This is a genomic window from Escherichia sp. E2661, from assembly GCF_004745185.1.
GTDB lineage: Bacteria > Pseudomonadota > Gammaproteobacteria > Enterobacterales > Enterobacteriaceae > Escherichia.
Genome location: NZ_PDIG01000011.1, coordinates 111,168 through 134,835 on the forward strand (window position 1 = coordinate 111,168; position 23,668 = coordinate 134,835).

21 protein-coding genes are annotated in these 23,668 nt (G+C 52.9%); all 21 read right to left on the minus strand.

Features of this window, described 5'->3' with window-relative positions:
- Positions 1 to 42: 42 nt before the first annotated feature.
- Complete coding sequence (gene secA / locus CRI63_RS06120) at positions 43 to 2,748, minus strand: preprotein translocase subunit SecA (RefSeq protein ID WP_130204928.1); 2,706 nt, start codon at positions 2,746 to 2,748, stop codon at positions 43 to 45.
- 61 nt (positions 2,749 to 2,809) lie between these two features.
- Positions 2,810 to 3,322 (minus strand): secA translation cis-regulator SecM, encoded by a 513-nt coding sequence (secM, locus tag CRI63_RS06125; protein ID WP_130204926.1) that lies wholly within the window; start codon positions 3,320 to 3,322, stop codon positions 2,810 to 2,812.
- 230 nt (positions 3,323 to 3,552) lie between these two features.
- Positions 3,553 to 4,470 (minus strand): UDP-3-O-acyl-N-acetylglucosamine deacetylase, encoded by a 918-nt coding sequence (gene lpxC, locus CRI63_RS06130; RefSeq protein ID WP_000595482.1) that lies wholly within the window; start codon positions 4,468 to 4,470, stop codon positions 3,553 to 3,555.
- Between the two features lie 100 nt (positions 4,471 to 4,570).
- Positions 4,571 to 5,722, minus strand: a complete 1,152-nt coding sequence (ftsZ, locus tag CRI63_RS06135; RefSeq protein WP_064525175.1) for a cell division protein FtsZ — start codon at positions 5,720 to 5,722, stop codon at positions 4,571 to 4,573.
- A 60-nt stretch (positions 5,723 to 5,782) separates the two neighbouring features.
- Entirely contained in the window at positions 5,783 to 7,045 is a 1,263-nt protein-coding gene (gene ftsA, locus CRI63_RS06140; RefSeq protein ID WP_000588474.1) for a cell division protein FtsA, read from the minus strand.
- The gene (gene ftsQ, locus CRI63_RS06145; RefSeq protein WP_000075731.1) at positions 7,042 to 7,872 is read right to left on the minus strand and encodes a cell division protein FtsQ; all 831 of its coding nucleotides are present in this window, start codon (positions 7,870 to 7,872) and stop codon (positions 7,042 to 7,044) included. The genes ftsA and ftsQ overlap by 4 nt, the downstream gene beginning before the upstream one ends.
- A 1-nt stretch (position 7,873) precedes the next feature.
- Positions 7,874 to 8,794, minus strand: coding sequence for a D-alanine--D-alanine ligase (ddlB, locus tag CRI63_RS06150; RefSeq protein ID WP_130204924.1), 921 nt, complete (start codon positions 8,792 to 8,794; stop codon positions 7,874 to 7,876).
- Positions 8,787 to 10,262, minus strand: a complete 1,476-nt coding sequence (gene murC / locus CRI63_RS06155; RefSeq protein WP_135518824.1) for a UDP-N-acetylmuramate--L-alanine ligase — start codon at positions 10,260 to 10,262, stop codon at positions 8,787 to 8,789. The genes ddlB and murC overlap by 8 nt, the downstream gene beginning before the upstream one ends.
- Positions 10,263 to 10,315: 53 nt before the next feature.
- Positions 10,316 to 11,383 carry an undecaprenyldiphospho-muramoylpentapeptide beta-N-acetylglucosaminyltransferase gene (gene murG / locus CRI63_RS06160; protein WP_130204920.1) on the minus strand — a complete coding sequence of 356 codons (1,068 nt, stop codon included), beginning with the start codon at positions 11,381 to 11,383 and terminating at the stop codon, positions 10,316 to 10,318.
- Positions 11,380 to 12,624 (minus strand): cell division protein FtsW, encoded by a 1,245-nt coding sequence (gene ftsW, locus CRI63_RS06165; protein WP_130204918.1) that lies wholly within the window; start codon positions 12,622 to 12,624, stop codon positions 11,380 to 11,382. Before ftsW ends, murG begins: the two co-directional genes overlap by 4 nt.
- Positions 12,624 to 13,940: a UDP-N-acetylmuramoyl-L-alanine--D-glutamate ligase gene (gene murD, locus CRI63_RS06170; RefSeq protein WP_130221632.1), complete on the minus strand. Its 1,317-nt coding sequence runs from the start codon at positions 13,938 to 13,940 to the stop codon at positions 12,624 to 12,626. The genes ftsW and murD overlap by 1 nt, the downstream gene beginning before the upstream one ends.
- 2 nt (positions 13,941 to 13,942) lie before the next feature.
- On the minus strand, positions 13,943 to 15,025 hold the full coding sequence (gene mraY / locus CRI63_RS06175) for a phospho-N-acetylmuramoyl-pentapeptide-transferase (protein ID WP_135518826.1): 1,083 nt from the start codon (positions 15,023 to 15,025) through the stop codon (positions 13,943 to 13,945).
- On the minus strand, positions 15,019 to 16,377 hold the full coding sequence (murF, locus tag CRI63_RS06180) for a UDP-N-acetylmuramoyl-tripeptide--D-alanyl-D-alanine ligase (protein WP_135518828.1): 1,359 nt from the start codon (positions 16,375 to 16,377) through the stop codon (positions 15,019 to 15,021). Before murF ends, mraY begins: the two co-directional genes overlap by 7 nt.
- Positions 16,374 to 17,861, minus strand: coding sequence for a UDP-N-acetylmuramoyl-L-alanyl-D-glutamate--2,6-diaminopimelate ligase (gene murE / locus CRI63_RS06185; RefSeq protein WP_135518830.1), 1,488 nt, complete (start codon positions 17,859 to 17,861; stop codon positions 16,374 to 16,376). The genes murF and murE overlap by 4 nt, the downstream gene beginning before the upstream one ends.
- Positions 17,848 to 19,614, minus strand: coding sequence for a peptidoglycan glycosyltransferase FtsI (ftsI, locus tag CRI63_RS06190; protein WP_000642222.1), 1,767 nt, complete (start codon positions 19,612 to 19,614; stop codon positions 17,848 to 17,850). The genes murE and ftsI overlap by 14 nt, the downstream gene beginning before the upstream one ends.
- Positions 19,615 to 19,629: 15 nt before the next feature.
- Positions 19,630 to 19,995 (minus strand): cell division protein FtsL, encoded by a 366-nt coding sequence (gene ftsL / locus CRI63_RS06195; protein ID WP_000625658.1) that lies wholly within the window; start codon positions 19,993 to 19,995, stop codon positions 19,630 to 19,632.
- Complete coding sequence (gene rsmH, locus CRI63_RS06200) at positions 19,992 to 20,933, minus strand: 16S rRNA (cytosine(1402)-N(4))-methyltransferase RsmH (RefSeq protein ID WP_064525204.1); 942 nt, start codon at positions 20,931 to 20,933, stop codon at positions 19,992 to 19,994. Before rsmH ends, ftsL begins: the two co-directional genes overlap by 4 nt.
- A gap of 1 nt (position 20,934) precedes the next feature.
- The gene (mraZ, locus tag CRI63_RS06205; RefSeq protein ID WP_064525207.1) at positions 20,935 to 21,393 is read right to left on the minus strand and encodes a division/cell wall cluster transcriptional repressor MraZ; all 459 of its coding nucleotides are present in this window, start codon (positions 21,391 to 21,393) and stop codon (positions 20,935 to 20,937) included.
- Positions 21,394 to 21,992: 599 nt separating this feature from the next.
- A complete protein-coding gene (cra, locus tag CRI63_RS06210; RefSeq protein ID WP_064525210.1) occupies positions 21,993 to 22,997 on the minus strand; it encodes a catabolite repressor/activator in 1,005 nt (334 codons plus the stop codon).
- An 81-nt stretch (positions 22,998 to 23,078) separates the two neighbouring features.
- Positions 23,079 to 23,165 (minus strand): hypothetical protein, encoded by an 87-nt coding sequence (locus tag CRI63_RS06215; RefSeq protein WP_032160836.1) that lies wholly within the window; start codon positions 23,163 to 23,165, stop codon positions 23,079 to 23,081.
- A gap of 11 nt (positions 23,166 to 23,176) precedes the next feature.
- Positions 23,177 to 23,668 (minus strand): acetolactate synthase small subunit, encoded by a 492-nt coding sequence (gene ilvN / locus CRI63_RS06220; RefSeq protein WP_001252744.1) that lies wholly within the window; start codon positions 23,666 to 23,668, stop codon positions 23,177 to 23,179.

Here is a 23,668-nt window from a genome sequence, read left to right on the forward strand (position 1 = left end):
AAAGGCGCAGAATCCTGCGCCTTTTATTTCAACACTTAGCTTTTATTGCAGGCGACCATGGCACTGCTTGTATTTTTTACCAGAACCGCATGGGCAAGGATCGTTACGTCCAACTTTACGATCGCCGGTTTGCGCTGCCAGCGCAGCCGCAGCTGCAGAGTCGTCATCCTGATGGCTAAGCTGCTGCATTTGCGCTAAACGCTCAGCTTCCATACGACGCTGCTGCTCCAGTTCTTCAACTTCTTCCGGCATGCGTACTTGTACTTTGCTTAACGTGCTGATGACTTCATATTTCAACGATTCCAGCATCGCCGCAAACATAGAGAACGATTCACGTTTGTATTCCTGCTTCGGATCTTTCTGTGCATAGCCACGCAGGTGGATACCCTGACGCAGATAGTCCATCGCTGCCAGGTGCTCTTTCCACAGGGAGTCCAGCGTTTGCAGCATCACCCCTTTCTCGAAGTGACGCATCATCTCAGCGCCAACCACTTCTTCTTTACGGTGATACACTTCGATGGACTGCTCCAGGATACGCTCACGCAGCGTCTCTTCATGCAGTTCTGGCTCTTTGTCCAGCCACTCGGCAATCGGCAAATCAAGGTCGAAGTCGTTTTTCAGACGTTCTTGCAAACCTGGAATGTCCCACATTTCTTCCAGTGACTGTGGTGGAATGTAGGCATCGATGGTTGCTTTGAACACATCTTCACGAATGCTGTTGATGGTTTCGCTCACGTCGCTGACATCCAGCAGCTCGTTACGCTGGGAGTAAATGGCACGACGCTGATCGTTAGCTACGTCATCGTATTCCAGCAGCTGTTTACGAATGTCGAAGTTACGGCTTTCAACTTTACGCTGAGCATTGGCAATTGCTTTAGTTACCCACGGATGCTCAATGGCTTCGCCGGGTTTCATACCCAGTTTACGCATCATGCCTGATACGCGGTCAGAGGCAAAAATACGCATCAGCGCATCTTCCATCGACAGGTAGAAACGGGAAGAACCGGCATCACCCTGACGACCAGAACGGCCACGCAGCTGGTTATCGATACGACGAGATTCGTGACGCTCAGTGCCGATGATATGCAGGCCACCTGCTTCCAGTACCGCGTCGTGACGCACTTGCCAGTCGGCTTTAATTTTTTCAATTTGCTCTGCGGTCGGGTTTTCCAGCGCGGCAACTTCTGCCTGCCAGCTACCACCAAGCACGATGTCAGTACCACGACCCGCCATGTTGGTCGCGATGGTCACTGCAGCCGGATAGCCCGCCTGAGCAACGATTGCCGCTTCGTTGGCGTGGAATTTAGCGTTCAGAACGTTATGTTTGATACCGGCTTTGGTCAGCTCGTTTGATACCAGTTCCGATTTCTCGATTGAAATAGTACCCACCAGCACTGGCTGGCCTTTCGCAGTACGTTCTTTGATATCTTCAATGATCGCCTGAATTTTTTCCGCTTCGGTCATGTAGACCAGATCCGGCAGATCTTTACGAATCATCGGGCGGTTGGTCGGAACGACTACAGTATCCAGCTTGTAGATGGAACTGAATTCGAAGGCTTCGGTATCAGCCGTACCGGTCATCCCCGCCAGTTTTTCATACAGACGGAAGTAGTTCTGGAAGGTGATCGAAGCCAGTGTCTGGTTTTCGTTCTGGATCTGTACACCTTCTTTCGCTTCCACAGCCTGGTGCAGACCATCAGACCAGCGACGGCCCTGCATGGTACGACCGGTATGTTCGTCAACGATGATAACTTCACCATCTTTAACGATGTAATCGACATCGCGAGTAAACAGCGCGTGAGCACGCAGCGCCGCCGTTACGTGGTGCATCAGCATAATATTAGCCGGAGAGTACAGCGACTCACCTTCATCCATAATGCCTTCTTTCACCAGCAGCTCTTCAATAAGCACCAGACCACGTTCGGTCAGGTTCACCTGGCGAGATTTTTCATCCACCGAGAAGTGGCCTTCACCCTGGAAGGTTTCGGAGTCTTCTTTTTCCTGACGGATCAGGTACGGAATGATTTTGTTTACGCGCTTATACATTTCCGAACTGTCTTCCGCCGGGCCGGAAATGATCAGCGGTGTACGCGCTTCATCGATCAGGATGGAGTCCACTTCGTCCACCAGCGCATAGTGCAGTTTACGCTGTACACGTTCTTCAGGGCTGAACGCCATGTTGTCGCGCAGGTAGTCAAAGCCGTATTCGTTGTTAGTACCGTAAGTAATGTCAGCCGCGTAAGCTTCACGCTTTGCCGGTGCTGGCATGCCCGGCAGGTTGATGCCGACGGTCAAGCCGAGGAATTCAAACAGCGGACGGTTGTTTTCTGCGTCACGTTGCGCCAGATAATCGTTGACGGTAACAACGTGCACGCCTTTACCGGTTAATGCGTTCAGGTAAGCAGGCAGCGTTGCGGTCAGGGTTTTACCTTCACCTGTACGCATTTCCGCGATGCAACGTTCATTAAGAACCATACCGCCGAGCAGCTGTACGTCGAAGTGGCGCATGCCAAAAACACGCTTACTGGCTTCACGCACGACAGCGAAGGCTTCCGGAATCAAGTTTTCCAGCACTTCGCCTTTTTCCAGACGCGCGCGGAACTCTGCCGTTTTTCCTTTCAGTTCTTCGTCGGAGAGTTTTTCAATCTCCGGTTCCATGGCATTGATAATGTTGACGACTTTGCGCATCCGGCGCAGGGTACGATCGTTACGACTACCGAAAACTTTAGTTAATAATTTGATTAGCATAATAAAATCTCAAACACCCCGCATTGCGGAGTAAATAAAATGAAGTAAAGGTTTTTCGTTGTTAGCTGAGGCGTTGAGGGCCAGCACGGATGCCCTGCGCCTGGCTTATCCAGACGGGCGTGCTGAAGTTTGCTTGCGGGGTAAAATGCGCATAATCAATGCGATAACCATTTTCAGACCGCGTGCCTTCCTGGGTCAGCAGCGCGCTGAGCGTATCCAGTAAAGCAAGATGTTGCGCCTGAAGCGGTAAAGATTCCTCGGCAACGGGCAGCGTTTGCGGCGCCATTGCAAAGGAGAGATGGCGTATTACCGTGCGAATAGCATGTTGATGCCAGTAATCAACGGAATAGTTAGAGTTCGGGCGGCGCGTGTTTGCTTCCAGCAAGGCCAACTGACTAAAGTTAACTTTGGCTGAAGGCTCGTGATTGCGCGTTGTCGCTTTTGCGGGCGCGTTTGGCTCGGCGGCGTTGCTGAGCGCAGGCAAACCTAAACTCGCCGCGACCATCCCTAATAAGAGATGCGGCCAGAAGTAGCGTCTACCTAACTGTCGCCAGCGCGTCAGTATTCCACTCACGTTATTGCCATCCCGATCGTATTCAACGTTTTTAGCGCACAAATCTTATCATTAAAGCCAGAAGTCCACAGCAGTATTCAAGATAAGTAACACGTAAAAGTGCTTAAGAAAACAGCGTTCGCACCGATTTCTTACGACGCTGTAAAAACTCAAAAAAAAACGACTGGGTCACCTGGCCGGAGAGAGTGCCAGATTTGCCAGTCGAATTTTATACGACAGTATAGATGTCGTTATGCCAGTACGGCTGAAGGCGCTTTGAAGGCCAACGGCAGTTCTGCGTCGTCCTGGAAGGTCACATATTCCCAGGCTTCCTGTTTTGCCAGGACAGCCTGCAACAGTTTGTTATTCAGTGCATGACCGGATTTATAAGCGGTAAATGCGCCGATAATGTTGTGACCACACATGAACAAATCACCGATCGCGTCGAGCATTTTGTGACGCACAAACTCGTCTTCAAAACGCAGGCCGTCTTCGTTCAGTACGCGATAATCGTCAACAACGATGGCACAATCGAAGCTGCCGCCCAGGCACAGGCCACGGGACTGCAGATATTCGATATCACGCATGAAACCAAACGTACGCGCACGGCTGATCTGGCGCATAAACGCATCAGCAGAGAAGTTCATCGCATAGCGTTGATTGCTGGAATCGATTGCCGGATGGTTGAAATCGATGGTGAAGTCCAGCGAAAAACCATTGTACGGCTTAAATTCAGCCCACTTATCGCCATCTTCGACGCGAACAGTCTCTTTGATGCGAACAAATTTCTTGGCGCAGTTCAGCTCGTCGATACCAGCATCAAGCAGCAGGTAAACAAACGGAGCGGCACTGCCGTCCATGATTGGGATTTCCGGCGCGTTAACTTCGATAACAATGTTATCGATGCCTAAGCCCGCGAGCGCTGCGTTCAGGTGCTCAACAGTTGAAATCCGTACATCATGCTCGTTGACCAGACACGTACAGAGCATGGTATCACGCACAGATTTGGCATCGGCCGGGAAATCTACCGGTGGATTCAAGTCGGTGCGACGATAGATGACCCCGGTGTTGGCCGGCGCAGGGCGTAAGGTCAGGGTGACTTTCTTGCCGGTATGTAAACCGACACCCGTCGCCTGAACGATACGTTTAAGTGTCCTTTGTTTGATCATCGTATTATCTCGCCAAATTATCTATCCAACCGAAGTGTACTATACATTCGGCAGGCCAGTTTAGCACAAAGAGCCTCGCAACCCAAATTCCAGCTAATTCTTAGTCAGCTTGCTTACGCAGGAATGCCGGGATATCCAGATAATCCGGCTCTTTCACGGTTTGTGGCGTATTGTCGTTCACCACTTTAGCCACGGGCTTCTGCTCTTGCGTCAGCGGCGCCATACCATGCTGCTGGTAGCGATCCATCACTGGCTGTTGAACTTGCTTATTGGTCACGAGGGTGATTTCAGGACGTTTGTCCATACCGATACCTGTAGCAACCACGGTTACACGCAGTTCATCGTTCATATCCGGGTCAAGAGAAGTACCGATAACCACGGTCGCGTTGTCCGAAGCAAATGCACGGATGGTGTTACCTACGGTTTCGAATTCATCCAGACGCAGGTCGAAGCCCGCAGTGATGTTAACCAGCACACCGCGCGCGCCAGACAGGTCGATATCTTCCAGCAGCGGAGAAGAAATTGCCATTTCGGCCGCTTCTTCCGCACGGTCTTCACCGCTCGCCACGCCAGAACCCATCATTGCGTAGCCCATTTCAGACATCACGGTACGTACGTCTGCAAAGTCCACGTTCATCAGACCCGGACGAGTAATCAGTTCGGCGATACCCTGAACCGCGCCTTTCAGCACATCGTTAGCTGCGCCAAACGCGTCCAGCAGGGAGATACCGCGGCCCAGAACTTTCAGCAGTTTGTCGTTCGGGATTGTGATCAGTGAGTCCACATGTTTGGATAATTCAGTGATCCCCTGCTCCGCAAATGCCATACGCTTCTTGCCTTCAAAGTTGAAAGGCTTGGTCACGACAGCAACGGTCAGAATACCTAAATCTTTAGCCACTTCAGCAACAACCGGCGCTGCACCTGTACCGGTACCACCGCCCATGCCCGCTGCAATAAAGACCATGTCTGCACCTTCCAGCGCCGCACGCAGTGCATCACGATCCTCATCAGCCGCATTACGGCCAACTTCTGGATTAGCGCCAGCTCCCAGTCCTTTGGTGATACCACTACCGATCTGAATCGTCTGCCCAACCGCTGTTTTACGCAGCGCCTGTGCATCGGTATTTACCGCGAAAAATTCAACACCTTCAATGCGCTCACGCACCATGTGTTCAACAGCATTACCGCCGCCGCCGCCGACGCCGATGACTTTAATCACCGCGTCGTTGGTAAGTTCCATTGGTTCAAACATAGTTTCTCTCCGATATGTGCCTGTCGCCTGAGGCCGTAATCACCGCCGGCCTCATAAAAATTAAAATTCTTTTCGCAGCCAACTATTGAGTCGCTTGATCCACGAGCCAACAGATGCTGTAACACGTTTTTCAACTTCCGCTTCACCGTTAAGATGTGACTCTTTCCCGTAATGAAGCAATCCCACTGCCGTTGAATAATACGGCTCCTGAGCGTAATCCGTTAAACCGGTGATATTCAGCGGCGCGCCGATACGCACCTGCGTATGAAACACGCGTTGAGCGCAGGCGGCAAGACCTTCGATCTGCGCCGCGCCACCGGTTAATACAATACCCGCAGCCAGGTGATGCTTTACGCCTTGTTGGCGAAGCTTTTCCTGCAGCTGCAATATCTCTTCGTTGACCAGGTTGAGCAGCTCGGTATAGCGCGGCTCAATCACCTCCGCCAGCGTCTGACGTTGCAGACTACGCGGCGGACGACCACCTACACTCGGCACTTCCACGCTCTCGTCTTTACCGACGATGGAACCCAGCGCGCAGCCATGACGAACTTTAATCGCTTCGGCGTCGCTTGGCGGTGTGCCAAAGGCATAAGCGATATCACTGGTCACGACATTGCCAGCATAAGGAATTACCTTGGTGTGACGCAATGCCCCGCCAGTATAAACGGCGATATCCATTGTACCACCACCGATATCGACGACGCAGACGCCCAGTTCTCGTTCGTCTTCCGTCAATACCGAATAACTTGATGCCAGTCCGGCAAATATCAGTTGGTCAACTTTCAGGCCACAACGTTCAACGGCTTTCACAATGTTTTTTGCCATATCGTTGTGACATGTGATCAGGTGCACTTTTGCCTGCATACGCACGCCAGAAAGTCCTACCGGATTTTTGATCCCTTCCTGATAGTCAATCGCATACTCTTGCGGGATCACATGCAGCACACGATGTTCATCACGCACGCGCACCGATTTCGCGGTATGGACGACATTTTCTACATCTTCTTGTGTCACTTCTTCTTCAGAAATAGGCACCATACCAATTTCATTCTGGCAGCTGATGTGCTTACCAGAAAGCGCCAGATATACCGAAGAGATCTGACAATCTGCCATCAATTCTGCCTGGTCAATGGCGCGCTGTACGCACTTGACCACGGATTCGAGGTCGTTCACCCCGCCTTTATCCATACCACGTGACGGGCAGCTGCCCACACCAATGATATTGACCATACCGTCGGGCAGAACTTCCCCTACTAAAGCGGCAACCTTCGCGGTACCAATCTCCAGTCCTACTACCAGTTTTCTGTCCGTCGCCTTGATCATTGTTGTTCTGCCTGTGCCTGATTTTGTTGCTGAGTAGATTCCTCTGGCGGCAAGGGCGCCCAGCCGACTGCCGCACCAGAGTCATAACGCAAATCAACGTAGCTAATCCGTTTGCCATCGGTTTGCGCCTGCTGCTGTAAAACCGGATAAAGTTCTACAAAGCGAGCCAAACGTTTCATCGTATCGCCCCGGCCAAGATTGAGCTTAATATCGTTATTCAGCGTCAACTGCCAGGAACGCCGCGCGGTCATCGCCGCTTCCTTCAGAGTAAATCTGTCCTTTGCCAGCATCTGCCCCATTTCGCGATAACCCTGCAACACTTCATTTGCGCTGCCTTCCGGACCATACAACATTGGGAGCACCTGCTTGCTGGTGCGATCTGGCGGAACGCTGAAGGTGTTTCCTTCGGCGTCAACCATATGCTGATCATTCCAACGCGCAATCGGCACATATTCAACCAGATGAATCTTCAATTCATCAGGCCACTGCTTTCTGACGCTCACCTGCTTAATCCACGGCAGGCGTTGTTCAATTTGCGTCTGGATGATGTTTACATCCTGGGTCATAAAGGTACCTGGCTCACCCAATGCCAGGATCGACTGCCGGATATCGTCATTACGCGTGTAATGGCGTTCACCGGTCAACACCAGCTTTGAGAGCGGCAGGCGTTGCGCATCTTCCATCCAGCCCAACACGACCCAGCCGCTCACCAACACTGTCGTTAAAACGGTCAGCAGGAAAAGGATCCCCGCCAGACGCGTTCCATTATTGCGGTGAGAAGAAATCTCTTCTTCACTGTTTCGCGTGTTCAGAGCAGCCTGCGACATATTAGTCCGCCAGTTCCAGAATTCGTACTACCAACTGCGAGAAGCTCATACCCGCCTGACGTGCCGCCATCGGCACCAGACTGTGACTGGTCATACCCGGTGAGGTATTAGCTTCCAGCAGATAAAACTGTCCATCACTGTCCAGCATGACGTCTATACGCCCCCATCCTTTGCATCCTAAAGTCGTCCATGCTTTCAGCACTAATGCCTGCAAATTTGCCTCTTGAGCCACTTCTAAACCTGCCGGGCAGAAATACTGTGTCTCATCAGAGAGATACTTCGCCTCATAATCATAGAAGGTTCCAGCGGGTTGAATACGTATTGACGGTAAAATTTCTTCACCGAGTATCGCAACCGTGAACTCCGGCCCACTTAGCCATTTTTCAATCAATACTTCTTCATCGTGCTGAAATGCCAATCTTAATGCATCTTGCAGAGCATTTTCTGCTACTACTTTTGACATTCCCACACTGGAACCTTCGCGGCTCGGCTTGACGATAAGCGGCAAACCTAAGGCAGAAATTTCTGCTAACTGCTTATCACTAATGCCTTTTTCAAACTCTGCGCGGGTTAATGCTACCCACGGCGCTACCGGTAAACCAGCGCCCTGCCAAAGCAGTTTGCTGCGTAGTTTATCCATTGAAAGCGCAGATGCCATCACTCCACTGCCGGTATAAGGCAAGCCCATCAGCTCGAGCATACCCTGCAGCGTGCCATCTTCACCACCGCGACCGTGCAGAGCGATAAACACTTTCTGAAAGCCCATCGACTTCAGTTGCGTTACGTCGATTTCTTTCGGGTCGACAGGATACGCGTCAATACCGCCTTCACGCAGCCCAGCTAACACTGCCGCGCCAGAATTCAGAGAAACTTCCCGCTCTGCGGAGGTCCCGCCCAACAGGACCGCGATTTTATCAGTCATGTTGCTCTTCCTCCGTAGTTTGCGGCTTCAGTTTGATTTCAGCTAAAGATCGGGCAATTTTTCCGATATTTCCTGCCCCCTGAACGAGGATCAGGTCGTTACCAGTTAATACTGGTGCTAACATCTCGGCCACCTGCGCCGGGTCCGGCACCAGAATCGGATCAATTTTCCCACGGCCACGGATTGTACGACACAACGAACGACTGTCCGCTCCCGGAATAGGTGCTTCGCCTGCCGGATACACTTCCAGCATCAGCAGGGTATCCACCTGAGTCAGCACATTGGACAAATCGTCATACAGGTCGCGCGTACGGGTGAAACGGTGCGGCTGAAACAGCATCACCAGGTTTTTATCCGGCCAACCTGCACGCGCCGCTTTAATAGTCGCGTCCACTTCGGTCGGGTGGTGACCATAGTCATCAACCAGCATTGCCGTACCGCTTTTACCATTCACGGGTTCCAATGGAAATTCACCAAGGAAATCAAAGCGGCGTCCGGTCCCCTGGAAACTCTCCAGCGCACGCAAAATAGCCTCGTCTTCAATCCCCTCTTCCGTGGCGACCGCAACGGCAGCGGCAGCATTCAGGGCATTGTGACGACCTGGCGCATTCAGTGTAACGCGCATTGGCTCTTTGTCCTGACGCAGCAGCGTAAAGTGTCCCTGCGGGCCAATCTGCTGATAATCTTCCACACGCACGTCAGCATCTTCGCTGAAGCCATAAGTGGTGGTCTGACGGCCTACACGCGGTAACAATTCGCGAATTACCGGATCGTCAACACACATCACCGCACGACCGTAAAACGGCAGGTTGTGCAGAAAATTAATAAAGGTCTGTTTTAAATTCTCAAAGTCGCCCTGGTAGGTATCCATATGGTCGGCTTCGATATTAGTGACAATCGCTACCATCGGTTGCAGATGCAGGAACGACGCATCGCTTTCATCCGCTTCAGCAATCAGGTAACGACCGTGCCCTAAACGTGCATGAACTCCCGCCGCTTTTACCAGCCCACCGTTCACGAAGGTCGGGTCGAGGCCCGCTTCTGCGTAGATGCTGGAAACCATCGCGGTGGTTGTGGTTTTGCCATGCGTCCCGGCAATGGCGATGCCATGACGAAAACGCATTAACTCAGCCAGCATTTCAGCACGACGAATAACCGGAATACGTGCCTCATGAGCGGCAACAATTTCCGGGTTATCGGCGGAAATCGCGCTGGAAACTACGACCACACTGGCATCACGCACGTTTTCCGGGCGATGGTTGAAGTAAATCGTCGCTCCCAGATTCGTTAACTGTTGCGTGACTGGGTTTGGCGCTAAATCGGAACCACTGATCTGATACCCTTCATTGGCCAGAACTTCGGCAATACCGCCCATACCGGCACCACCGATGCCGACAAAGTGTATGTGCCGAACGCGACGCATTTCAGGCACGATGTAACGCAGTTTTGCCAATTGTTGTGTATTCATTCTTTACGCCATTAACTTCTCAAATTCATACGATGCAAAAGGCATCGCTACGATTACGCCCGGGCAGCCCGACTCACTTCATTTGCCACTCGCTCGGTGGCATCCGGAATGGATGCAGCTCGGGCGCGTTCTGCCATGGTTAATAAGGTTTCTCGCGACCACCCGGCCAGGGTGTTGGCGACGGCATCCACAGTAAGCTGTGGCTGCTCGATAATTTTGGCCGCGCCCGCTTTTTCCAGCGGCAGCGCATTCCAGTACTGTTGGCGGTCTTTATGTTGAAACGGCACAAACAACGCCGGTAGCCCTGCCGCAGCGATTTCACTCACCGTCAACGCGCCAGAGCGGCAAACGACGACATCCGCCCACGCATAGGCCGCCGCCATATCATCAATAAATTCCGTCACTTTATGCTGCGGTTGCCCCGCTTCGGCATAAGCCTGTTCAACGGTTTGTTGCGAACCTTTGCCGCTCTGATGCCAGATAGTGACTGAATCACCCAGCTTTGCTGCAACCTGCGGCATTGTCTGGTTAAGGATGCGCGCTCCCTGGGAACCACCCACAACCAGAACACGAACCGGACCTTCACGACCAGCCATACGCTGCTGTGGCAACGGCAGCGCCAGCACATCAGTACGCACCGGGTTACCAACAACTTCGGCATCAGGGAAAGCCCCAGGAAACGCCTGCATGACTTTGGTAGCAATTTTCGCCAGCCATTTATTGGTCAAGCCAGCAATGCCGTTTTGTTCGTGAAGTACGACCGGAATGCCTAACGACCATGCTGCCAGACCACCAGGCCCGGAAACATAGCCGCCCATACCGAGCACCACATCGGGCTTGTAAGCTTTCATAATCGCCCGCGCCTGACGCCAGGCGTTAAAGATCCGCAGCGGAGCCGCGAGCAACGCTTTAATACCCTTGCCGCGCAGACCAGAAATACGAATAAAGTCGATCTCGATACCGTGCTTCGGCACTAAGTCCGCTTCCATACGATCGGCAGTACCCAGCCAGCGAACTTGCCACCCCTGGGCCATTAAATGGTGTGCAACAGCCAGTCCCGGGAACACATGCCCGCCAGTACCGCCTGCCATCACCATTAATCGCTTCCCTTTACCACTCATCGAGAACCTCGTACAAACGCCTGCGCTTTCTCCAGACGTGTTTCATAATCAATACGTAACAGCATCATGATGGCTGTCGACATAATCAGTAAGCTCGAACCACCGTAACTGATCAGCGGTAATGTCAGACCTTTGGTTGGCAACATCCCCGCTGCCGCGCCTACGTTAACCAGCGCCTGGAAGCTAAACCAGATACCAATTGAACAGGCGAGAAAACCGGAAAAACGGTGGTCAATTTCTAACGCTTTACGGCCAATCGACATCGCACGAAAAGCGACGAAGAATACCATTAAAAGCGCCAGCACCACACCGATATACCCCAGTTCTTCGCCGATAATGGCGAAAATGAAGTCAGTGTGCGCTTCTGGCAGATACTCCAGTTTTTGTACCGAATTGCCTAAACCTTGCCCCCACAGTTCGCCACGACCAAACGCCATCAGGGATTGCGTCAGCTGATAGCCACTGCCGAAGGGATCTTCCCACGGGTTCCAGAACGCAGTAACACGGCGGATACGGTACGGTTCGGCGAGGATCAGCAACACAACAGCTGAAATCCCCATGCCGATAATGGCAATGAATTGCCACAATTTAGCCCCCGCCAGGAACAGCATCGCCAGTGTGGTGACGAACAATACGACTACTGTACCAAGGTCAGGCTGCGCCAGCAGCAACACTGCCAGCACCAGAATCACGCCCATCGGTTTCAGGAAGCCGCGCAGGTTGTTACGCACTTCATCGCCTTTGCGCACCAGATAGTTGGCGATATAGCAAAACAGCGACAGCTTGGTCAGCTCCGCAGGCTGGATACGCAGCAAGCCAAGATCGATCCAACGCGATGCCCCTTTAACCGAGCTACCCACCACCAGTACGATCATCAGCAGGATGATTGATCCAAGCAGCATCGTGGCGCTGTAACGTTGCCAGAACTCCATCGGCAGACGCAGCGTAATGATCGCCAGAATGAACGCCAGGATCAGATAGACGCCATCACGCTTCGCGAAGAAAAACGGATCGTTGGTTAAGCGCTGCCCAATGGGCATTGACGCCGAAGTCACCATGATAAAGCCGATCGCCGCGAGGCCGAAGGTCAGCCACAGCAAGGTGCGATCGTACATGATCAGGCTGTCGGTATCTTTTTCCCGCGAGCCCATCACCCAGCCTTTAAGCGCCGTGGAGATCCAGACCAGGATACTGAGTCCTGGCAGGCGCGGCATTTTCAGGCGAGGGAGAGATAAACGCATCAACCTAACTCCTTCGCCAGACGGGCGAACTCATTGCCCCGTTGTTCAAAGTTCTTGAACTGATCGAGGCTGGCACAGGCTGGTGACAACAGCACCATATCCCCTGGCTGCACGCGTGGCGCCAGCAAGAGCATCGCCTGCTCCATGGTTTCGGTTTGCTCTGCCACTTCCGGGCGCAGTGCCGCTAACTGGGCGCCATCACGACCAAAACAGTACAAACGCACGTTGTCGCCATTCAGATAGCGCGCCAGTGGACTGAAATCCGCCGATTTACCATCACCGCCCAGCAATAAATGCAGCGTACCGTCTACCTGCAAGCCGTTCAGCGCCGCCTCTGTACTCCCGACGTTGGTGGCTTTCGAATCGTTAATCCAGCGCACGCCGTTATGCTCCAGCACCACTTCAAAACGATGCGGCAGACCAGTGAACGTGGTTAACGCTTTCAGGCTGCTGGCGCGCGGTAACCCTGCGGCATCAGCCAGCGCCAGCGCTGCCAGCGCATTGGTATAGTTGTGTTGCCCGGAAAGTTTCATCTCTTTCACGTTCAATACTTTCTCGCCTTTCACTCGCAGCCAGGTTTCGCCCTGCTGATGATTCAGGTGATAGTCACCCATGTTGACGCCAAAGCTGACGCAACGTTCATCCGCACCGCGAATCGGCATCGTTAAGGCATCATCGGCATTGACGACACACACTTTCGCATTTTCGTAAATGCGCAGTTTTGCCGCACGATATTGCTGCAATCCAAACGGATAGCGATCCATATGATCTTCAGTCACGTTCAAAATGGTCGCCGCCACCGCCTGTAAGCTGGATGTCGTTTCCAGTTGGAAGCTTGACAGTTCCAGCACGTACAGTTCGCACTCGGCATCCAGCAACATCAACGCAGGCAGGCCAATGTTGCCACCCACGCCGACGTTAACACCTGCTGCTTTCGCCATTTCGCCCACTAAGGTGGTGACAGTGCTTTTGCCGTTAGAACCGGTGATCGCCACAATCGGTGCCTGCGCTTCGCGGCAGAACAGTTCGATATCGCCAACAATTTCAATTCCGGCATCGGCAGCGGCGCTTAGGGACGGATGCGCCAGCGCAATGCCGGGGCTGGCGACGATCAGATCGGCTGCCATCAACCACTCGTCATTAAGACCGCCAGTGTGACGTTCCACCGCTTCGGGTAATTTATCCAGGCCTGGAGGTGTCATACGTGTATCCATAACACGCGGCGTCACGCCGCGAGCAAGGAAAAAGTCCACGCAGGAAAGCCCGGTGAGGCCCAGGCCGATAATAACGACATTTTTACCCTGGTAATCAGCCATGATTAACGTACCTTCAGCGTTGCCAGACCAATCAGGACCAGCATCAGCGAAATAATCCAGAAGCGCACAATGACGCGCGGTTCCGGCCAGCCTTTCAGTTCATAGTGGTGATGAATCGGCGCCATGCGGAAAATACGTTGCCCGCGCAGTTTAAAGGAGCCGACCTGCAAAATAACCGACAGGGTTTCAACCACAAACACACCGCCCATAATCACCAGCAGGAATTCCTGACGCAGCAGTACGGCGATAATGCCCAGCGCGCCGCCTAACGCCAGCGAACCTACGTCACCCATAAATACCTGTGCCGGATAGGTGTTAAACCACAGAAAGCCCAGCCCCGCCCCGACTATCGCGGTGCAGACAATAACCAGTTCCCCGGCGTGTCGCAGATACGGTATGTGTAAATAGCTGGCAAAGTTCATGTTGCCGGTTGCCCACGCCACCAGCGCAAAACCACCGGCGACAAATACGGTCGGCATAATTGCCAGACCGTCGAGACCATCGGTCAGGTTTACCGCGTTGCCAGTCCCCACAATGACGAAGTAAGCCAGCAGAATGTAGAACAGCCCCAGTTGCGGCATCACATCTTTAAAGAACGGAACCACCAGCTGCGTTGCTGGCGTGTCTTTCCCGGCAAGGTACAAAGCGAAAGCAACACCCAGCGCAATGACCGACATCCAGAAATACTTCCAACGTGCGATCAACCCTTTGGTGTCTTTGCGTACAACTTTGCGATAGTCATCAACGAAGCCAATGATGCCGTAACCGATCAGCACTACCAGTACGCACCAGACATACGGGTTAGACGGGTAAGCCCACAGCAGTACGGAGATCACAATCGCCGTCAGGATCATAATCCCGCCCATGGTCGGCGTACCGCGCTTACTAAAGTGCGATTCCGGGCCATCGTTACGAACGACCTGACCAAAGGAGAGTTTTGCAAATTGGGCAATCATACGCGGGCCCATCCACAATGAGATGAACAGCGCGGTCAGCAGGCTGACGATGGCGCGAAACGTCAGATAGGAAAAGACGTTAAAGCCGGAATAATATTTGACCAAATGTTCGGCCAGCCAAACTAGCATGTCCCATTCTCCTGTAAAGCGCGTACCACCTCTTCCATGGCGGCACTACGTGAACCCTTAACTAAAATCGTAATCACCTGTTGCTCTGCAATCAGTGATTTAAGACGCGCAATTAACGCGGATTTATCCGCAAAATGTTCGCCAACACCGCTGGCGGTGCTGATAGCATGGCTTTGTTTACCCACGCTTAACACGCGGTCAATACCAGCCGCCTTCGCCGCTTCGCCCACCTGTACATGGCAGGCTTCGCTTTCAGCGCCCAGTTCCGCCATATCGCCCACCACCAGCACGCGGTAGCCAGGCATTTCAGCCAGTACCTGGACTGCTGCGGTCATTGAACCGACATTGGCGTTGTAGGAGTCGTCGAGCAGCAACTGGTTTTCCGCCAGTTGAATGGGGAACAGACGCCCGGGAACGGCTTTCAGATTTGCCAGCCCCGCTTTGATAGCATCAAGCGTTGCGCCCACGGACATGGAGAGCGCGGCGGCTGCCAGCGCATTCGCAATATTGTGACGCCCGGGCAACGGCAGCAGAACATCGACACTACCTGTTGGGGTTTGCAGCGTAAATTCAGTGCCGTGCGAAGTCACATGGATATTGGTGGCGGTGAAATCGCTGTTGGCGGCATTGGGTGAGAAACGCCACACTTTGCGAGAGCCAATTACGCTCTGCCAGTTCAGCCAGTCGTTGTTGTCGGCGTTCATAATGGCGATACCGTTTTCCGGCAAGCCGGTAAAGATTTCGCCTTTCGCTTTTGCCACGCCAGCCAAAGAACCGAAACCTTCCAGATGCGCCGCCGCCAGGTTGTTGACCAGCGCCGCTTCCGGGCGGGTCAGGCTAACAGTCCAGGCAATTTCGCCCTGATGGTTCGCGCCAAGTTCGATAACTGCGTAATCGTATTCCGGCGTTAAGCGCAGCAGCGTCATTGGCACGCCGATGTCGTTGTTGAGATTGCCCGCGGTATAAAGCGTATTACCGCACTGGCTTAAAATCGCCGCAGTCATCTCTTTAACGGAGGTTTTACCAGAGGAACCGGTCAGAGCAACCACACGAGCCGGAACTTGCTGGCGTACCCATGCAGCCAGTTCACCGAATGCCAGACGCGTGTCTTTAACGATTAACTGCGGCAGGTCGATATCCAGCGGACGGCTGACCAGTAATGCACCTGCGCCGCCAGCTTTCGCCTGGTCGGCAAAATCGTGGGCATCGAAACGTTCGCCTTTCAGGGCGACAAACAGACAGCCTGGCGTCAGTTTCCGCGTGTCAGTCGTTACGGCATCCAGGGTGACATCTTCCCCTTTTAGTTCACCGTTGAGAATATCGGTAAGTTGGCTAAGGGTTACGCTAATCATGCGATCACCCCCAGCAGACGCGCTACCGTGACGCGATCGGAGTAGTCCAGGCGCTGATTGCCAACAATCTGGTAATCTTCATGGCCTTTGCCCGCGACCAGCACCACATCATTCTCTTTAGCCTGCATAACGGCGCAAGTCACCGCTTCGGCACGGCCTTCCATCACTTTGGCACGTCCGGCATCTAACATTCCCGCCAGAATATCGTTGATGATGGCGCGCGGTTCTTCGGTACGCGGGTTATCGTCCGTCACCACCGCCACGTCGGCAAACTCTTCAGCAATCGCCCCCATCAGTGGACGCTTGCCTTTATCACGATCGCCGCCACAGCCGAAGACGCACCACAGCTTGCCTGCACAATGAAGACGTGCAGCCTGCAAAGCTTTTTCCAGTGCATCCGGGGTGTGAGCGTAATCCACAACCACCGTCGGTTTGCCTGGCGCAGTGAACACTTCCATACGTCCGCAAACCGGTTGCAGACGTGCGGCAGTTTTTAGCAGATCCGCCAGCGGATAACCCAGCGCCAGCAGTGTCGCCAGCGCCAACATCAGGTTGCTGACGTTAAAAGCGCCCATCAGGCGGCTTTCTATTTCCCCATCGCCCCAACTTGAGCTAAAGCGGATAGTCGCGCCGCTGTCGTGATAGTTCACATCGGTCACTTTCAGCCAGCGGCCATGACAGTTCAGATTGATATGGTCTTCCATCGACACCGCAACCGCGTCTGGTAGTTTTGCCAGCCAGCGACGGCCTACTTCGTCATCGGCGTTGACTATCGCCTGACCGCAATGGTGTTCAGAATAAAGCAGCCATTTTGCGGCTTCGTAATGTTCCATATCACCGTGATAATCAAGGTGATCGCGGCTTAAGTTGGTAAAAACCGACGCCGCAAATTTCAATGCTGCCACACGGTGTTGTACCAGCCCATGGGAGGAAACTTCCATTGCGCAAAAAGTCGCGCCCTGATCCACCAGCCCCGCCAGCTCATGCTGAACGTCGACTGCCGAACCGGTCGTGTTTTCCGTCGGAATAACTTTACCCAGCAGGCCGTTACCTACGGTACCCATCACCGCGCTGGTTTCACCAAGCAACTGACTCCACTGCGCCAGAAGCTGGGTAGTCGTGGTTTTGCCGTTAGTGCCCGTAACGCCCACGAGACGTAAATTGTCAGAGGGTTCATGGTAAAAGCGGCCCGCCAGCGCTGATAAACGCTCATTGAGCTGGCTGAGATAGATGACCGGTACGCCGTGCATTTCACGGATTTCACCATCGGTCGCCTCATCTTTTGCCTCAGCAATAATGGCAGCCACACCTTGCGCTATCGCCTGCGGGATATATCGACGCCCGTCCGCCTGATGACCTACTACAGCTACAAAAAGATCGCCCGACGCAGCCACACGGCTGTCGAGTGTCATCTCTCGCAGTGCTCGCGAAGGTGCGTTTGGCACCCACGGAGCAAGAAGGTCGCGCAAATTACGATCTGCCACCTGTCCCCTCGCCTTGATTAATCACAAATTCGTTTTTATCACCCGTTGTCAGCGCATCCGGTTCGATGTTCATGGTGCGCAATACGCCGCCCATGATGGCACCAAAGACCGGCGCGGAAACGGCGCCGCCGTAGTATTTACCCGCCTGCGGATCGTTGATAACAACAACCAGCGCGAAGCGCGGCTGACTCGCAGGCGCAACGCCTGCGGTATAAGCAATATATTTATTGATGTAGCGACCATCCGGCCCGACCTTTTTCGCGGTACCGGTTTTAATGGCGATACGATAGCCTTTAATCGCCGCCTTCACGCCACCGCCGCCCGGTAGTGCCACGCTTTCCATCATATGCACCACAGTGCGGACAATGGATTCCGGGAAGACACGTTCACCAGGAACCGGGGGGTCAACCTTGGTAATCGACAGCGGGCGATAGATACCATAGCTGCCGATGGTTGCGTAGACTCGCGCTAACTGTAACGGTGTTACCATTAGCCCGTAGCCGAAAGAGAAGGTGGCCCTCTCTATGTCAGACCACCGTTGTTTTTGAGGATATAAGCCACTGCGTTCTCCGACCAACCCCAAATTGGTCGCTTTTCCCAACCCAAAACGTGAGTAAGTATCTACTAACGCTGAGGACGGCATCGCTAACGCCAGCTTGGAAACACCGACGTTACTCGACTTCTGTAATACCCCGGTCAGGGTTAATTCGCTGTAGCGCGCCACGTCTTTAATTTCGTGGCCGTTAATTCGATAAGGAACGGTATTCAGTACCGAGTTTTCCCGCACCACGCCGCGCTGCAACGCAGTCATCACCACCATCGGTTTGACAGTAGAGCCCGGTTCAAACACGTCGGTAATGGTACGGTTACGCATCGCCTCTTTCGGCGTGCCACTCAGATTGTTTGGGTTATAAGACGGGCTGTTAGCCATCGCCAGCACTTCGCCAGTGTTGACATCCACCAGCACGGCACTACCGGATTCCGCCTTGTTAAAGGCCACGGCGTTGTTCAGTTCGCGATAAACCAGCGCCTGCAGGCGTTCATCAATACTCAACGCCAGGTTGTGCGCCGCCTGGCTGTCGGTAGAAGAAATATCTTCGATTACACGGCCATAGCGGTCTTTACGCACAATACGTTCGCCCGGTTGCCCGGTAAGCCATTTATCAAAACTTTTCTCGACGCCCTCAATCCCCTGGCTATCGACGTTGGTAAAGCCAATGAGGTGAGCGGTCACTTCGCCAGACGGGTAGTAACGGCGAGATTCTTCGCGCAGATGAATCCCCGGCAGCTTCAGTTTTTTGATGTATTCAGCCATGTCAGGGTTAACCTGACGCGCCAGATAGATAAAGCGCCCTTTCGGGTTGGCATTAATGCGGGCAGAAAGTTGATCCAGCGGAATATTGAGCGCGTTAGCCAGCGCCTTCCAGCGGTCGCCGACGCTGATGCCACCGGCTTCATGCACTTCTTTCGGGTCGGCCCAGATCGCTTTTACTGGCACACTCACTGCTAACGGACGACCAGAACGGTCGGTAATCATGCCGCGGGAGGTGGAGACTTGCTGAACGCGAAGAGAGCGCATGTCGCCCTCTTTCACCAGCATATCCGGGGAGATTACCTGCAACCAGGCAACGCGCCCCAGCAGGAAAGCCAGTGCCAATAAAATACAGCCGCATAACAACGCAAAACGCCAACTGATAAAGTTGGCATGTTCTTCCTGACGTTTTGGTTTCTGCGTTTTCGCCGCTGCTTTCATGCGTCGCGTTTATCCTTATTTTTGCACTACGATATTTTCTTGTGATGGATCAACATGCTGCATTTGCAGCTTCTCCGTGGCGATTCGTTCCACCCGGCTATGGTCGCCGAGCGCATTCTCTTCAAGAATGAGGTTACGCCATTCAATGTCTAAAGCGTCTCGCTCCAGCACCAGTTGTTCGCGCTGAGCGGTGAGCAAACGGGTATGGTGCGCCGTGGTCACCACAGTCACCGCCGTCAAAATAATGCAAATGAACAGGCAGAGCGGCAGCTTCCCAAACCGCAAAAGATCGTCACCGATAACGCCAGGCAAGGCATGGCGCTCGTGGCTTCCCATCGATCCTTTAACTTTGCTGAGGGCTTCTGTCACTCTGCTGATCATGCGTTCGTCCTCTCTGCAATACGCAGAACTGAACTACGGGCACGAGGGTTCTCTGCCACCTCTTCTTCGCCCGGCATCAACTTACCTAGTGCTCGCAACTGACGGCCACCCAGTTTTTTGAGCTGCTCTTCAGTCATCGGTAACCCTGCCGGAACTTGTGGACCGCGACTGTTTTCACGCATAAAGCGTTTCACAATACGATCTTCCAGCGAATGAAAACTGATGATCGAAAGCCGCCCGCCTGGGGCCAGCACGTTAAGCGAGCTTTTTAGCGCCTGCTCTATCTCCTCCAGTTCACTGTTCACCCAAATGCGCACCGCCTGGAAGGTACGGGTCGCGGGATGTTTGAATTTGTCTTTCACCGGCGTTGCGGCAGCAACGACTTCTGCCAGTTCTTTAGTGCGGGTCATCGGCTGTTCGCGGTTACGCTCGACAATGGCGCGTGCAATACGTTTAGCAAAACGCTCTTCGCCATAGGTTTTTAATACCCAGGCAATATCGGATTCTTCTGCGGTTTGTAGCCATTCGGCGGCAGACTGACCGCGCGTCGGGTCCATACGCATGTCCAACGGGCCATCGCGCATAAAGGAAAAACCGCGTTCAGCATCATCGAGTTGCGGTGAAGAGACGCCAAGATCGAGCAGAATGCCGTCGATCTTGCCGATAAGATCGCGCTCGGCGACATATTCGCCCAGCGCAGAGAAAGGTCCATGAATGATGGAGAAGCGCGGATCATCAATAGTCTTCGCGACGGCAATAGCCTGCGGGTCGCGATCGATTGCCAACAAGCGTCCCGTTTCGCCAAGTTGCGAAAGAATCAGACGTGAGTGACCACCGCGACCAAAAGTTCCATCAATGTAGATACCGTCAGGACGGATATTGAGGCCATTTACGGCTTCGTCCAGCAGTACCGTGGTATGTTTATAGTTTTCCATCATTTTATAGAGACAAGTCCTGCAGTCGCTCCGACAAGTTTTCGGTAACAGACTGTTCAGCGTCGATATCTTCCCTGACCTGTTGATGCCAGGTCGTTTCATCCCACAGTTCGAACTTATTGAACTGCCCGACCAGCATCACTTCTTTCGTCAGCCCGGCATGCTGCCGCAACACAGGCGCGATTAATAATCGACCTGCGCTATCCAGCTGACACTCACTGGCATGCCCTAACAGAAGGCGTTGAACACGACGTTCAACAGGGTTCATGCTCGAAAGACGCGATAATTTGTGCTCGATAATTTCCCATTCAGGAAGGGGGTAAAGCAGCAGGCACGGGTGATGAATGTCAATGGTACACACCATTTGACCGGCAGCGCTCCCGAGCAGTTCTTCCCGATAACGGGTAGGCACCGATAAGCGCCCTTTACTGTCGAGATTGACTAACGTTGCTCCCCGGAACATGCCAGTCTCCCCCCGATTACCACTTTATCCCACAAATTCCCACTAAAAGGAGTTTACGGAGCGGAGGAAAAGCTTGTCAAGCCAGGAACATTCCTTACCGAAGCAAAAAACCCAATGTTTACGGCTAATATCTGCATTGTTTAAAAATCGCCCAACAAACGAAGCAAATTAACGTCATGAATAGTTGTAAGAAAAAATCCCATTCATCATTACCGTTTTAAAAACGACTCAATTTTCCTTAATGGAAATATAAAGTGTCAGTTTGCGACGCGAGCGGCATTTTAGGACATATCTCCCCCGGATAACAGTCCCTGTTGCACGTGCGCCATGCCTGATGCCAGCGACTTTGGACAAAAGTTTAGAAAAGTGTTTGTTTAATCGGCAATTGCCGATTTGCTTGTAACAAAATAATGCAATTGCAATCTACCGTTACGAGTTAATTATCATTCAGCGCAGCGAATGGAGTTAATTGGCAGGATATTCAGGAGGGCTTATGGATAATTGTCCAGAATAGTCTTATTTACATTATGGATATCGATGTCCAATTACGTACTCAATGCGCCAGAGGTAAAATCCACTGGCGCATCTTTTCGTAATGTTTATCTACGGCTTAGTACACCACGACGATAAAGATTACGTTTAATGCGTGTTAAGCCTGGTTTTGGTTTGCGCGGCTCGTCCAGACTGGCGAGCACAATCTCCAGTACGCGTTCCGCAACGTCGCGATGACGCTGGGCTACCGCCAATACCGGACACTGTAAGAAGTCGAGCAATTCGTTGTCACCAAAGGTCGCAATTGCCAAATCAGAAGGCAGTTTGCCATCGCGGCGCAGCGTGACATCCATAACGCCTTGCAACAACGCAAATGAGGTGGTGAACAGCGCCTGCGGCATCGGATGCGTTTCCAGCCATTTTTCGAACAACTGGGCAGCGGTTTCTCGCTCATAACTGTTGGCATAAAGGAAATGCACTTCGCGTGGATCATCTTTCCAGGCGGTACGGAAACCCTGCTCGCGCAGGAAGCTGACAGAAAGCTCCGGCAACGCGCCAAGATAAAGCACCGTCTCAGCAGGAAACTTACGTAACTCTTCGGCCAGCATTTCTGCATCATCCTGGTCGGCACCAACCACGCTGGTGAAGTGTTCACGATCGAGGGCGCGGTCCAGCGCGACAATCGGGAACGGGTCGTTAGCCCAGCGTTGATAAAAAGGATGCTCCGGCGGCAGCGACGTCGAAACAATGATGGCATCGACCTGACGCTGCAAAAGATGCTCAATACAGCGCATTTCGTTGTCTGGCTGATCTTCGGAACAAGCAATCAGTAGTTGATAACCCCGTTGCCGCGCCTGACGTTCAAGATAATTAGCGATACGGGTGTAACTTGTGTTCTCCAGATCGGGGATCACAAGACCAATCGAACGTGTGCGTCCAGCACGAAGCCCAGCAGCCACGGCATTTGGGTGGTAATTGTGCTCACGCACCACTGCCATGACTTTTTCAACGGTTTTGTCGCTCACACGGTATTGCTTCGCTTTGCCGTTAATAACATAGCTTGCAGTGGTCCGCGACACTCCCGCCAGCCGAGCGATTTCATCCAGTTTCACAATTGCCCCTTGAGTAAAATGTAAAAACCATACCCATTGTACTGGCATGGGTTAAATTCATTAACATCTAAGCGCAGAAAATTAACTGCGGCAACTGCTTTTATTCCAGGTTCCCACTGAATTCGCAAAAAAAGCCCAACGTGACATGTTGGGCTGTAAATTGCGCATTGAGATCATTCTCAACGCATTATTTTATCGCCGCGCGAAAGTCCTACTACGCCGGAACGAGCGACCTCCACAATTTTCGCCACATCGCGAATCGATGCTAAAAATGCATCAAGCTTATCGCTGGTTCCCGCCAATTGAACGGTATAAAGCGATGGCGTGACATCAATGATTTGCCCACGGAATATTTCCGTATTTCGCTTCACTTCGTCACGTCCGTAGCCACTGGCCTGAATTTTCACCAGCATGATTTCCCGCTCAACATGCGCCCCCTGCCCCAGTTCGCTAACACGCAGCACATCGACCAGCTTGTGTAATTGCTTTTCAATCTGCTCCAACACTTTTTCATCGCCCACGGTCTGGATAGTCATACGCGATAATGTCGGATCGTCGGTTGGCGCAACGGTCAGGCTTTCAATGTTATAGCCCCGTTGGGAAAAGAGGCCGATCACGCGGGATAACGCGCCTGATTCATTTTCGAGTAATACGGATAATATCCGGCGCAT

Excerpts from the sequence above, each read along its gene's own strand:
- murD (WP_130221632.1), bottom strand. The coding sequence starts at position 13,940 with ATGGCTGATTACCAGGGTAAAAATGTCGTTATTATCGGCCTGGGCCTC.
- ddlB (WP_130204924.1), bottom strand. The coding sequence starts at position 8,794 with ATGACTGATAAAATCGCGGTCCTGTTGGGCGGGACCTCCGCAGAGCGG.
- murF (WP_135518828.1), bottom strand. The coding sequence starts at position 16,377 with ATGATTAGCGTAACCCTTAGCCAACTTACCGATATTCTCAACGGTGAA.
- murG (WP_130204920.1), bottom strand. The coding sequence starts at position 11,383 with ATGAGTGGTAAAGGGAAGCGATTAATGGTGATGGCAGGCGGTACTGGC.
- CRI63_RS06215 (WP_032160836.1), bottom strand. The coding sequence starts at position 23,165 with ATGCGCAATTTACAGCCCAACATGTCACGTTGGGCTTTTTTTGCGAAT.
- ftsQ (WP_000075731.1), bottom strand. The coding sequence starts at position 7,872 with ATGTCGCAGGCTGCTCTGAACACGCGAAACAGTGAAGAAGAGATTTCT.
- ilvN (WP_001252744.1), bottom strand. The coding sequence starts at position 23,668 with ATGCGCCGGATATTATCCGTATTACTCGAAAATGAATCAGGCGCGTTA.
- secA (WP_130204928.1), bottom strand. The coding sequence starts at position 2,748 with ATGCTAATCAAATTATTAACTAAAGTTTTCGGTAGTCGTAACGATCGT.
- ftsZ (WP_064525175.1), bottom strand. The coding sequence starts at position 5,722 with ATGTTTGAACCAATGGAACTTACCAACGACGCGGTGATTAAAGTCATC.
- mraY (WP_135518826.1), bottom strand. The coding sequence starts at position 15,025 with ATGCTAGTTTGGCTGGCCGAACATTTGGTCAAATATTATTCCGGCTTT.
- ftsL (WP_000625658.1), bottom strand. The coding sequence starts at position 19,995 with ATGATCAGCAGAGTGACAGAAGCCCTCAGCAAAGTTAAAGGATCGATG.
- murC (WP_135518824.1), bottom strand. The coding sequence starts at position 10,262 with ATGAATACACAACAATTGGCAAAACTGCGTTACATCGTGCCTGAAATG.
- ftsI (WP_000642222.1), bottom strand. The coding sequence starts at position 19,614 with ATGAAAGCAGCGGCGAAAACGCAGAAACCAAAACGTCAGGAAGAACAT.
- ftsW (WP_130204918.1), bottom strand. The coding sequence starts at position 12,624 with ATGCGTTTATCTCTCCCTCGCCTGAAAATGCCGCGCCTGCCAGGACTC.
- ftsA (WP_000588474.1), bottom strand. The coding sequence starts at position 7,045 with ATGATCAAGGCGACGGACAGAAAACTGGTAGTAGGACTGGAGATTGGT.
- mraZ (WP_064525207.1), bottom strand. The coding sequence starts at position 21,393 with ATGTTCCGGGGAGCAACGTTAGTCAATCTCGACAGTAAAGGGCGCTTA.
- lpxC (WP_000595482.1), bottom strand. The coding sequence starts at position 4,470 with ATGATCAAACAAAGGACACTTAAACGTATCGTTCAGGCGACGGGTGTC.
- rsmH (WP_064525204.1), bottom strand. The coding sequence starts at position 20,933 with ATGATGGAAAACTATAAACATACCACGGTACTGCTGGACGAAGCCGTA.